Raw genomic sequence first — 11758 nt, forward strand, 5'->3', positions numbered from 1 at the left:
TGGGCCTTATTTTTATGTTTTTGTTTATATTTGGTTTGGATCAGCTATGTTAGCGGGCATTGTTGTTTTCTTCGGATAAAAGCAAAGAATTAAGGATATGACGGATACCAAAATAACCATCCAGCTACCTTCACTGATTCACCGAATTGGTGGAGAAAATGCGAAAATAGCCAAGCAACTCGCCACTGGTTGTGAGTGCCAAATAAAAAGAATTCGCCGCTCCCGGCATTGGCAGATAACTGGTGAGCCAGCTTCACTGGAAAAATTGATGGTAACGTTAGCGGGTTTTGATGCCGAAGCGATGCGCTTTATTGTGAAAAAATTAGAGTCTGGTGTGGCACTACCGTTGGAAAAGCCGGAAACCATGGAAGGGGTATTAAAGCGTTTAGTTAGCCAAAACCCAAATGTGACGTTGGCGGAGTTAATGCAAAAGACAAACTGCTCTATTTCCCAAGCCAGAGCTGCTCGCTTTGCTGTTGATTCTTTTTAGGTATTCCCGCATTATTTTACCTCTTCCCTGAGGCTATGTTTGCTGGTTAGTTATTTATGATTTAGTAGTTCATCAACCGTATTGTGTGCAGCTTGAATAGCATTGTGTACGCCGCCCCAATCATCTTCTTTGGTGTAGGCTTCCCCGCAGAAAAAAATCTTATTATCGATGGGCTGAAATAAGGTGTTTGAGAGGTGGCTTGGTGCATTATCCGAAAGGTAAGCTGAATGAATAAAGGGTTCCGCTTCCCAGTTTTGGGCAATGTGTTTTACGTAATACTTTGATGCTTTACCATCAAACACGATATCAAGTTCCTGCAAAATGTGATCGCGTAATACTTCCCCTTTAAATGCTTGATAGACCTTAGCTTGCTCACCCACCGCAAATAGTCCGAGTATGTAAGATGTGGTGTACTGACCATAAGAGGCATCGTAATACAGGCGCTGCCCAGAACTATTATCGCTGTCGGAAAAGTGTAAAAAAGTTGGATAGAAAGGCTGTTTAAATTCAATGAATACCTTTATGCCCGTCCAAACGGGGGCCTCTTGTATTGCTTTGCTTTTATTACTGGGAAGTGGTGGGGAAAAGGCGAGGTCTCTGTTTTTTTAATGTTTGTAGAGGCACAGTCACAATTACTTTATCTGCCTGGTAGAGTCTTTCTTTGGCGTCTTCAAGTAAGATGCGTTTACCGCTGTAGTTTAGGTGTGATACTTGAGTATTAAAGCTGATATAGGGCTGAACGGTGGGAATAATGTATGTTTCGAAAAAGTGTAGCCAACTTGAGCCCACAAATTTTTTATCGTTAGAAGTGCCAAAGTAGCCTAATTTTTCAATCGTGAGTGTTTCACCATCAAAGTAGCCACTGGTATCTGTAGATTCATAATCTTTTAATGTGACGTTTACATCTACATCGGGGTTATTCACTGCTTGGGTGAGAACGTTGGGGGTCACATGTAGCCATTCTCCACCCCGTGAAATAGGGAAGTCGGCAAATTCGGTTGTGTGCTTCATGCGTCCGCTGTAGCTTGACGCACTTTCTAGGATACGAAAAGGAGTACCTAGTTGGTGCAGTAAATATCCAGCACTAAGGCCAGCAGCGCCAGCCCCGAGAATAATGACTTCACCTTGGTATTTGGCACGTTCTTTTGATTTAAAAGCAGACGTAAAAGCAAATGCGCTTTGGGAAGAGAGCCCAAGCAAGGCACACAGTTTAATGACGTTTCTTCTTTCCATTCTTTCGCCCCTTAAATGACGGTAGCTTCCTTATTATTTACAACGAGGGTAGCTTATTTTGTTTGGGGGCACAGTGCATTAGGTTCATGTTAAATAAAAAACGGCCCTGATTATTCAGAGCCGTGTTTGCTATTGAATAGAAGTCCGTTAGGATTCTGAGAAGTTCTCCACCATGGAGATGAGCTGCTGAGTGCTTTTTTGCACATCTTTGTTCATTTCGGTGGTTTTATTCATTAAATCGTAAGATGTCGTGTATTTGAAATTAATGGATTGAATGTTCTCATTCACTTCATTCGTTACTGCGACTTGTTCTTCAATAGCGACCGCAATTTGTTGATTTTGATCGGACATATTGTGAATGATCTTTTCCAACTCATTGATTCGTTTAGCGGTATCAGTGATCTGCTCCACACTGCTATCTGAGCTAGTATTGCCCGCTTTAAGTGCATTTACGGCTACCGAGGTACCTTGTTGGATTTGCTCGATAACAGATTGAATTTCTGTAGTAGAAGTTTGCGTGCGCTGTGCCAGTGTTCTCACTTCACCCGCAACCACAGCAAAACCTCGACCAGATTCTCCAGCACGCGCTGCTTCAATAGCAGCATTCAAGGCAAGTAAATTGGTTTGATCTGCAATACCATTGATTACGTCCACCACTGTTCCAATTTGTTGGCTTTGTTTGTCTAGGCTGTTGACAATATCAGTAATAGTTTTTAGCTCGGAGGCTAAATTTAAAACCGTTTGGTGCGCTTCATCGACCGATTTTAGCCCCGTTTCCATGGCTTTTTGTGCTTCTAGAGCTGCATCCGACGTGCTTTGTGCATTTTGAGAAATTTCAATTGATGATGCCTGCATTTCATTCATGGCTGTTGCAACCATATCAATTTCGCTTTTTTGCTCATTTAAGTTGTTTGCCACTGCAAGCCCGTTATTGGTGGCATTGTCTGCGTTTTTCAAGGTTTCTTCACAGCGATCCATGACCGACACGTTGATGCGTCCCATCAAGGCTTTTCCTTGGTATTCATGCATCTTCATTGCAAGTTGGATCTCAGAGATATCATTAACCTTGCCGTTGTAGATAAGCTCCATCAGTGGATTATTGAATACTTTTCTCGATTGTTTCGCTAATGCTTCAAGCTCTCTTGTTAATAAAAATACAGAAACGATCGATAAGCCAAGAAAGCTACCAAGACCAACTTCAGGGCTAACTGTTGTGGTAAGCCAGTAAGAAAATACCGAGATCAGTAAAAAAGCCAGTGAGCAGCGTTGCCACAGACGCGTTCTAGGCAGCTTTAGTCGCAACGGCGTTTTGTGGTTACGTAATTTAGCGTAAGCAGAATCGGCTCTTTTAATGTATTCAGGCTTAGGGTGGAAACGCACTGATTGATATTCGACAACGTCACCATTACGTTTTATTGGAGACGCAAAAGCATCGACCCAATAATAACCGCCACCATTACGTCTGTTTTTTACCATCCCCATCCAATGATTGCCGGATTTCAGATGTGACCATAAATCATTAAAAGCTGCTTTTGGCATATCTGGATGACGAACAATATTGTGGGCATGTCCTTCTAACTCGCCATCGTTGTAGCCTGCCACTTCATTAAAGTGTGGGCTGGCGTATTTGATTTGGCTGGATGTATCGGTAATAGAAAGAAGGTTGTAATGGCTTGGATATGTATATTCAGTTTCGTTATTCATAATAATATCAATAGTGAAAAATCACATAAATCTTACCCAAATATACAAAATATTGATATAGATCATGTCTTGTATAAAATTACACGCTGTTTTATTGTGCGTTATAGGTTGTTTTCACTTTCTTTTTATTTTTAATTTTTTATTTGGTATATCTGACGATAAGTGGTTTTTAATGCTAAAAATTATGCATGTAAGTGCATCTTGGGTCGTGTTTTTTCGCTTTTGAAGGGAGAAAGAGCAGTGACCGAGTAGCCATTTTTGCCGAGCTCTGCCGTCTATGCTGCTCCTTTGTTAATGACGACTTGTTTAGGCCAGTACATTCTAACGTAGCCAACAGATACCCAAATGACTAATCCGGTAGCAATGAGCAATTCAAACAAGCCAAATTGGTGTAACCAAACCCACTGTGGGTGGTCTGAAGCAAACCATGAGGTTAAACGCTCCATGGCGACTGCACTAATCACAGAGGGGAAGGTGACTGCTGCAATGGATGGCTGGAATTTCAACGTGAGCAGATTGATATAGCACAGATAAACCAGCAACGTCATAGTGATGGCAATACCAGCTAATGCTCCAGAGAGGATGGGGTCAGGGTTCGGGAAGTTTTGTAAATAAGCGGTGAGCGATAAGTTTACGGGAGCCGCCATAATGGCTAAAGTTGGGCGCGCTTTTCTGGGCAATCGGCCTGAAAAAACCAACCGATACAAAATAATAGGCAGCATGACAAAATAAATGGAAATGCAGATCATCGCCATGTTTTGGGCAAATTCGACATGGCCTAATTGAGAGCCTGCCAGTGTGCCACTAATGGCACCAACGGGGTACAAAAACCAACTGGGGACCATATTGGTGATTTTAAAACTGCTGATCTGAAAGCAGAAAAAGAGCACCATTAGGGTTAAATGAAGCGATAAAGCAATAAACCAAATGAACTGAGCGACAGTGTGGTTAAGGGTCGCGATATAGTCACACAATATCAGCAGAGCCATGCTCATTGGAGCCATTAAACTGCCGTTAAGAGGGTTTCTGAGATCTTGTATAAATAGGTTTGGTGAAAAAATATACTTTAGTAAAACGGGCAATAACAAAAGCGCGCCTAATACGGCACATAAAGGTCGGAAAATAGGCGCTACTTCAGGAAAATACAATGACCAGACCAAACCTAAACCAATAATGCCCAGAGCCAGTGATGCCTGTGCCGTTGGAATGTGTTTGAAATAAGAAAAACGGCCAAAATTCACGTGTTTATCCTTTATTAATTTGGTTTTTATCTGGCTTAGATTTGGATTTTATATTTAGCCTGAAGTTATTCAGTTTTTATACAGTTAAAATCGGAATATTATCTTTTACAGACTAGTTTCTACATTATTCATTATTTGGGCGTAACAAAAAGCTGAAATAGTGATCAAGATAACAAAATTTCTGCCTATTTTAGGTGGCAGAATGAGGGATCTGAGCCATATTTAAAAGGTGATAAGGCAGCAGAATAGAGCATAGACCATTCACCACGGAGGATGAATTGTAAGTAGATAGCCGTATCACCACAATTTGGTTCCTAAGTATGTAAGACCTTGTAATTATAGTCGAATCGATGGTAACAACTGAGCGCATCACGCTACAAGCCATCACCGCACTGCTAACGTATGAGCATTATACAAGGCATTAGTCAAAGCGTTACTGGTGTGCTGTGTAGGTACACCAAGAGATTTTACAACCTCAAAGCCGCACGATCACAGTGCGGCTTTTCTTGTTCTGTGTGACAATACAAAAATATTTTTGTAAAGGAATCACCGCTATGTCACAAGCAGCTATGTCACAGAAAGTGCCAGCGAACATTATCACTGGTTTTCTTGGTGTGGGTAAAACGACCGCCATTTTAAATTTATTAAAAAATAAGCCAGAAAACGAGTCTTGGGCTATTTTGGTTAATGAATTTGGTGAAGTCGGTATTGATGGGGCTTTTTTAAGTGAGCAGGGCGCTCTAGTTAAAGAAGTACCGGGTGGCTGTATGTGCTGTGCGGCTGGTTTGCCTATGTCTGTGGGTATTAATGCATTATTAAGACAAAAACCAGACAGGCTGATTATTGAGCCAACGGGGCTTGGGCATCCTAAAGAGATCATTGGAATTTTAACGTCACCTCAATATGAGCCTTATATAGATCTGAAAGCGACTGTGGCGTTAGTGGATGCTCGTAATTTATCGGATACGAAATATACGGAAAATTCGAACTTCCAAGATCAGCTTGCTGTGGCCGATGTCGTGGTGGCTAATAAAGCTGATCAATACACAGAATATGATGCGCTTCTATTTGATGATTGGGTATCCCGTCAGTCTCCAGCTAAATCGGCTTTTGGAAAAGTGGAGCAAGGTACGTTTGATTTATCTTGGTTGGATCAGAGTCGCCATATTGAAACGGCGCCATCTCAAAAAGCGTATGAGCATCACTATGAGGCAGACGTACCTAACTTTGAGCTAGCCCCAGGCCAAACATATGTTCGTAAAGAAAATAAAGGCCAAGGTTTTTACAGTTGTGGTTGGTTCTTTGGTGCTGAATACAGTTTTGATTTCTCAGAGCTGTTTTCTGTATTTTCAGCATTAACAGCAGAGCGCGTAAAAGCGGTTGTGAATACCGACAAAGGCTGTTTTGCTTTTAATGTCGCCAACCAAGTGGTGTCAGTGAATGAGTTATCGCTAGAAGGTTTGGAATCACGCATTGAAGTGATTGATGATAGCTTGTTAGATTGGCAGCAGTTAGAAAAGGTTTTACTGTCTATTAGCCAATCTTGATCTTCCTTCAATGTTTAAGGCAAAGGGTGTGGTCTTTGCCTTTCTATTTTTCCTCGTTAAAACTCTATCTTAATTTCTAATTTGTTGCCTATGCTTAAAGATACTTTTGCTAAGGGACTAAATTGGATGTGTAAATTGCTCATGGGTGAGCGAAGCTCATTGTCTGCGAGAATTCTTTTCGGTTTTATTTTTGTTTTTTTTGGTGCTTTTCTTACCTTCTTTATGCCTGAAGCTATTGCTCATGGAGTACCAGAAGGGGATAAAGGCTTTATTCATGAAAGTAGCGGAATATTGCCTGGGCCGTTTATTTATTTGGGTGCCAAACACATGGTTACGGGGTATGACCATCTACTTTTCTTATTTGGGGTGATTTTTTTTATTTATCGCCTTAAAGATATCGTCTTGTATGTTTCCCTGTTTGCTATCGGTCATACTATTACCTTGTTATCAGGTGTACTTGCTCATATTTCAATGAGCGCTTATTTGATTGATATGATTATTGGCTTTTCTGTGGTGTACAAAGCGCTGGATAATTTAGGTGCATTCAAGGTTTGGTTTGGTATTCAACCTGACACTAAGTTGGCGACCTTACTATTTGGCTTAATTCATGGATTTGGATTAGCCACTAAAATTCAAGAATTTGATATTTCCTCTTATGGGCTTGTCTATAATCTTATCTTTTTTAATATTGGTGTGGAGTTAGGGCAAATACTTGCGTTATCGGCCATTCTTATTGTGATGGGGTTCTGGAGGTTAAGTGGGCATTTTTATCGTCAGGCATATACCACCAATGTTGTGATGATGAGCTTAGGTTTCATGTTGATGGGATATCAATTTATCGGCTTTATTATTCAGGGATGAGATCACTATTTATGTCAGAATTTAATAAGAAGGACTCTGGATCAGAGTTGCCAACCCCAAGTGCGATGCAGTTACTAAAATCAACGGCTATTGCTCTTGTAGTGGCGATCGTATTGTTGCTCACCGTTATCATTCCTGCTGAATATGGGGTTGATCCCACAGGAGTTGGGCGGATACTGGGCTTAAAAGAAATGGGGGAAATGAAAGCCGATTTCGAACAAGAAAAGCATAAAGATCATCACGGCCATGAGGTGTCAAAAACAGACCAAAATGACCCCACTAAGAGTAGTGAGAGCTCTTTGATTGTTTATGATGAAGAAAAAGAAGAGGTGCTGAGTTTGGTGTTAGGCCCTAACCAATCAACAGAAGTGAAACTTGAAATGTTGGAAGGGAATAAAGTCTACTTTTATTGGACTGCCAATGGCTCGGCTTTGAACTACGACTTACATGGCGATCCTTATAATGCACCGACAGATTTCTATCATAGCTATGAAAAAGGCAAAGGTGTCGCTGAGCAAAAAGGGGAACTTTATGCGGCATTTTCGGGGCTTCATGGTTGGTATTGGCGAAACAGAACTGAAGAGCCTGTGAAAGTCACATTGGAAGTGAAAGGGCAATTTTTTGCGATTAAACAGTTGTAAGGCTGTAATACTATTATAGGAAGACAAAAAGATTGCGTTTATGCCCGCTCATCTTTCGTTGATTCCATGACCATATGAGTGGTAATCGTTGCAATGTGAGGAAGCATTCCAAGGGTTTCGGAGTGAAATATTTTGTAGCTCTTTAAGTCTGTCGTTTCTACACGCAATAAGTATTCAAAACTGCCTGTTACGTTATGGCACTCAATCACTTCATGTGATAGAAAAATGGCCTCTTCAAACCTTTTTTGTGCTTCACTTGTATGTGTAGAAAGGCCAACTGTAACGTAGGCAACAAAACCACGGCCAAGCGCTTCGTGGTTTAAAACTGCACGATAGCCTTTAATGATCCCTTTATTTTCTAACTCTTGTACGCGGCGTAAACATGCGGATGCTGAGAGGCCTATTTTTTGTGCCAGTTCTGCATTTGTGATTTTTCCATTGCTGGTTAGTTCTTGCAATATTCTTTCGTTATACCTATCCATATGTCACTTTTGTTGTGCAATTAGCTTAATCAAAACAATATATGCAAGCACATTTCGTGTAAAGCTATATATAGTAGATTTAACAATCACATAAGTTATGCTTTAGCTAATAAGGTCAGTGAATGAATAACCTACCAGATGAAACGAAAAAAAGATTTGTAGCGGTTTTGAATAAAAAAATGGATATTGGGCGTACAGTTAATGTTCTTGGCCACATTAGCGTTGGTTTGTCGAGTTTACTTGCACCTGATGATGCGGTTTACGTTGACTATGAGGATCAGAGTAATAATCTACACCGCAATGTATCCCACTACCCATATATTGTTTTGAAAGCAGACAACTCCAATAAAATCCGGAAAGTGAGAGAAGAAGCGATTGAGAGAGGGATTAAATTTACTGTTTTTACTCATACCATGATTGAAGGCGGTTCAATGGTGCAGCAGTCTCTGACAAAAGAAACGCTGGAATCAGATCTGAATTACTTGGGGATATGCCTATTTGGTGAAACAGAAGTAATTCGAGAAATAACAAAGAAATTTAGTCTGTATAAATAGTCTACCTATGCTTTTTAAGAGAGCAGGTAGAGCGGTTCGATTTCATCGCTAGTGTTGTCTAGCGATGATTTGAATTGACGACTCAGAAGCTAGCGGGAATACAAGAATGACACAGTTCCTTGTAAATCTCGATAGCCTCCTTTAGTCGTCACCTTAATTTCAATTAACGCTTATTCCGTAGGTAGCGTTTACGGCGTTCTTCTTTTTTCTTGATTTGTTGCTCTAATTTCAATGCGGCTGCTTCTTCAACTTCAACCAGTTCTTTGGTGATCATCTCTGGCAGCTCTAGGGTAATTTGGCCCAATGTACCGTTACGAAGTTCATGCAGCAGAATTTCAGATGCTTTATGCAGATCCACTCGGCCACCAGCGCGTAAGCAACCACGTTTGCGACCAATGGCTTCCATCAGTTCTAAATCAGACTCTGGTAGCTCTTCCAACTGGTAACGCTCTTTTAAACGCTCTGGGTATTGTTTAGCTAAGAACTCTACCGTGTAAAACGCAACTTCATCGTATTCCATTGCCGTGTCTTTAACAGCGCCTGTTGCGGCTAAACGGAAACCACTGTGCGGGTTTTCAACTTTAGGCCATAAGATCCCAGGGGTATCCGAAAGGACAATACCATTTTGTAGATTAATGCGTTGCTGACGGCGAGTCACGGCAGGTTGGTTACCCGTTACAGCAATGGTGCGTCCGGCTAGGGTGTTAATAATGGTAGACTTGCCTACATTAGGAATGCCCATGATCATGGTACGAATGTTTTTGCCCATGTCTTCACGGTGTGGAGCCAGCTTACGGCACAGTTCCATGATCTTATGCACTTCGGCTGGGTTATCCGTTGTGATAGCCATTGCTTTAACACTTTGTTCTTTTTCAAAGTGTTCAATCCAAAGGTCGGTTAGCTCTGGATCAGACAGATCGCGTTTATTAAGCACTTTTACACAAGGCTTATCACCACGAATGGATGAGATAAGAGGGTTTTCACTACTGAAAGGAATACGCGCATCCAAAACTTCAATGATGACATCAATTTTAGGCACGACTTCTTCGATTTCTTTTCGTGCCTTGTGCATGTGGCCAGGGAACCATTGAATTGAACTGTTAACCATTTGAAAAATAACCTTTTATTTTGCTGTTCGCTCTTGGCAGGATACTAACTATGTGTTTTACGTTATCGGCATAGAAAGTAAGAGCGTGAGTATGTTGTTAATATATCATTTTCGGCTTCGGTCTGATACTGCACTCTTTTTCTAAAGTATTTGTTATTGTCGTCGCCTTGGGGGTGAAAAATAAATCTTCCCCCTATATCTGGCGTTTGGCTACCTTGAGCATTATATTAATTCCCAAATTTCAATGATGGATGATGCTGTGTTACTTGAAGGGATTGAAACATTACTGGTACTTGCTAAAGAAGGCACCATGAGTAAAGCGGGAAGCCGTTTATACATTAGCCAGTCTGCGGTGAGTAAACGTATTGCGAATCTTGAAAAGCGAATGGGGAAAAAATTAATTGAACCTGTAGGGCGTTACATTAAGTTAACGGCGGAAGCACAGATATTGATTGACAATGTTGGCCCTAGCTTTAGCGAAATCAAAGGGCTGATCTTTGAACAGCAAGCTGTTGAAGATCACACGATGATTTCTCTTGCGTGTTCAGAAACCTTAGTGGCAGGGTATTTAGGTGAGCTTATGGGTAAGTATATTCATTATGACAAATACCTTTCGATTACCACGCACCACACGCCTGTTATTGTCGAGCGAGTCCAATCTGGTGAAGCGACAATAGGGTTTTGTGCTGGCCATTTACCACCACAACATGGATTGGCAATTCAGCACCTGTTTGATGAGCAATTTTCTGTGGTAAGCAAAGCTCCATTGATTACCCAGCCGACAGGTTTGCTCACTAATGATTTAAAAAATCCCGCTAATACTTATCAAGCAGGTGTGCTGCAAAAGGCAGGTATCTCTCGATTAATGGAAATGGACTCATATACGGCCACGGCTCAATTAGCCCTTGGAGGGATGGCCCCAGCCCTTGTACCTATGTCAATTATTAAAACTTTGGCTATTTCGGAGCAGTATTGCCACCATTTTGACTTTTTAGATGAACTGACCCGTCCCGTGCATTTATGCTATCGCCGAAATAGTTATAAATCAGAGCGGGTCAGGCACCTTATTGAAACCATTGCGGATGTTGTTCCCACAATAGCTTAGCTGCCATTAACATCGAGATGGTGACGACCATAGGGCGAATGAGCTTTCTGCCTTTTGTGACAACGACTTTTGCTCCCATGCGTGCGCCAAAGAAACCACCCACCGCCATGACTAGGCCAAGCTCCCAAATTGGCAAACCAGCCAGAATAAAAAAGAGCAGGGCCGCAAAGTTAGAGGTGAAATTGAGCACCTTAGTTCGCGCGGTGGCTTCTATAATGCCAAGTTGTGCGATTGCCACAAAACAAATGGTGAATAACGAGCCAGTTCCTGGGCCAAAAAAGCCATCGTAAAACCCGATGCCTGTACCGACGCTTAAGGCAAACATGTTTTCAGGCAGTTTGGGTGTTCCACCGCCTGTGCCAGCTTGCGGAGCGAGCAAAAAGTACAGAGAAATACACACTAACAGAGCTGGAATAATACTGGTGAGTAATCCCGCATCAATGGTTTGCACTAATTCGGCCCCTAATGCGGCCCCTATAAAGGTACATGTAATGGCTACTTTCATCTCTTTTAGGTTAACAATGCCATTACGCACGAAATACCATGAGGCAGAAAAGCTGCCAAACGAGCTTTGTAGCTTGTTGGTCGCCAGTGCCTGAGTGGGTGACACGCCTGCGGCCAATAGGGCAGGAACAGTAAGCAGCCCTCCGCCACCCGCAATGGCATCAATAAAACCGGCTAATCCTGCAACGAGGAAAAGCAGCGCAAAAACATCAAAAGAGAATTCCATTGGTAAGCTCATTTACAGCATGAGAAAAGATAGGCAGGAAATTATCATTGCTAGAGGCTTGG

Annotated in this window: 13 protein-coding genes; 6 read left to right on the plus strand and 7 right to left on the minus strand. The window is 41.7% G+C overall.

Going from position 1 to position 11758, the window contains the following annotated elements; genetic code table 11:
* Positions 1 to 97: 97 nt before the first annotated feature.
* Positions 98 to 490: a ribosome recycling factor family protein gene (locus tag MHO82_RS00190; RefSeq protein ID WP_239181830.1), complete on the plus strand. Its 393-nt coding sequence runs from the start codon at positions 98 to 100 to the stop codon at positions 488 to 490.
* Positions 491 to 540: 50 nt separating this feature from the next.
* On the opposite strand, the gene MHO82_RS00195 is transcribed toward MHO82_RS00190, so the two are convergent.
* The 4 genes from MHO82_RS00195 to MHO82_RS00210 form a co-directional block, all read right to left on the minus strand.
* On the minus strand, positions 541 to 1041 hold the full coding sequence (locus tag MHO82_RS00195) for an FAD-dependent oxidoreductase (RefSeq protein WP_239182263.1): 501 nt from the start codon (positions 1039 to 1041) through the stop codon (positions 541 to 543).
* Between the two features lie 13 nt (positions 1042 to 1054).
* Positions 1055 to 1723, minus strand: coding sequence for an FAD-dependent oxidoreductase (locus MHO82_RS00200; protein WP_239181831.1), 669 nt, complete (start codon positions 1721 to 1723; stop codon positions 1055 to 1057).
* Between the two features lie 147 nt (positions 1724 to 1870).
* On the minus strand, positions 1871 to 3427 hold the full coding sequence (locus MHO82_RS00205; RefSeq protein WP_239181832.1) for a PAS domain-containing methyl-accepting chemotaxis protein: 1557 nt from the start codon (positions 3425 to 3427) through the stop codon (positions 1871 to 1873).
* 275 nt (positions 3428 to 3702) lie between these two features.
* On the minus strand, positions 3703 to 4668 hold the full coding sequence (locus tag MHO82_RS00210) for a TDT family transporter (RefSeq protein WP_239181833.1): 966 nt from the start codon (positions 4666 to 4668) through the stop codon (positions 3703 to 3705).
* Between the two features lie 569 nt (positions 4669 to 5237).
* On the opposite strand from MHO82_RS00210, the gene MHO82_RS00215 reads away from it, so the two are divergent.
* The 3 genes from MHO82_RS00215 to MHO82_RS00225 all read left to right on the plus strand — a co-directional run bounded on the left by MHO82_RS00215 (position 5238) and on the right by MHO82_RS00225 (position 7717).
* Positions 5238 to 6215, plus strand: coding sequence for a GTP-binding protein (locus MHO82_RS00215; protein ID WP_239182264.1), 978 nt, complete (start codon positions 5238 to 5240; stop codon positions 6213 to 6215).
* Positions 6216 to 6437: 222 nt separating this feature from the next.
* Positions 6438 to 7076 carry a HupE/UreJ family protein gene (locus tag MHO82_RS00220; protein ID WP_275440459.1) on the plus strand — a complete coding sequence of 213 codons (639 nt, stop codon included), beginning with the start codon at positions 6438 to 6440 and terminating at the stop codon, positions 7074 to 7076.
* 11 nt (positions 7077 to 7087) lie between these two features.
* Positions 7088 to 7717, plus strand: coding sequence for a transmembrane anchor protein (locus tag MHO82_RS00225; RefSeq protein WP_239181835.1), 630 nt, complete (start codon positions 7088 to 7090; stop codon positions 7715 to 7717).
* A gap of 38 nt (positions 7718 to 7755) precedes the next feature.
* Here MHO82_RS00225 and MHO82_RS00230 read toward each other — a convergent pair whose 3' ends face one another.
* The gene (locus tag MHO82_RS00230; protein ID WP_239181836.1) at positions 7756 to 8199 is read right to left on the minus strand and encodes an Lrp/AsnC family transcriptional regulator; all 444 of its coding nucleotides are present in this window, start codon (positions 8197 to 8199) and stop codon (positions 7756 to 7758) included.
* A 122-nt stretch (positions 8200 to 8321) separates the two neighbouring features.
* On the opposite strand from MHO82_RS00230, the gene MHO82_RS00235 reads away from it, so the two are divergent.
* Positions 8322 to 8753 carry a DUF2000 domain-containing protein gene (locus MHO82_RS00235; RefSeq protein ID WP_239181837.1) on the plus strand — a complete coding sequence of 144 codons (432 nt, stop codon included), beginning with the start codon at positions 8322 to 8324 and terminating at the stop codon, positions 8751 to 8753.
* A 163-nt stretch (positions 8754 to 8916) separates the two neighbouring features.
* Here the strand turns inward: MHO82_RS00235 and ylqF are convergent, their stop codons facing one another.
* Entirely contained in the window at positions 8917 to 9861 is a 945-nt protein-coding gene (ylqF, locus tag MHO82_RS00240) for a ribosome biogenesis GTPase YlqF (RefSeq protein ID WP_239181838.1), read from the minus strand.
* 259 nt (positions 9862 to 10120) lie between these two features.
* Here ylqF and MHO82_RS00245 point away from each other — a divergent pair, with 259 nt between their 5' ends.
* Positions 10121 to 10966, plus strand: coding sequence for a LysR family transcriptional regulator (locus tag MHO82_RS00245; RefSeq protein ID WP_239181839.1), 846 nt, complete (start codon positions 10121 to 10123; stop codon positions 10964 to 10966).
* On the opposite strand, the gene MHO82_RS00250 is transcribed toward MHO82_RS00245, so the two are convergent.
* The gene (locus MHO82_RS00250; RefSeq protein WP_239181840.1) at positions 10926 to 11696 is read right to left on the minus strand and encodes a TSUP family transporter; all 771 of its coding nucleotides are present in this window, start codon (positions 11694 to 11696) and stop codon (positions 10926 to 10928) included. The genes MHO82_RS00245 and MHO82_RS00250 overlap by 41 nt on opposite strands.
* Between the last annotated feature and the right edge of the window lie 62 nt (positions 11697 to 11758).

Origin of the sequence: Vibrio sp. Of7-15, assembly GCF_022347565.1 — a bacterium.
In the GTDB taxonomy this organism is placed as follows: domain Bacteria; phylum Pseudomonadota; class Gammaproteobacteria; order Enterobacterales; family Vibrionaceae; genus NORP241.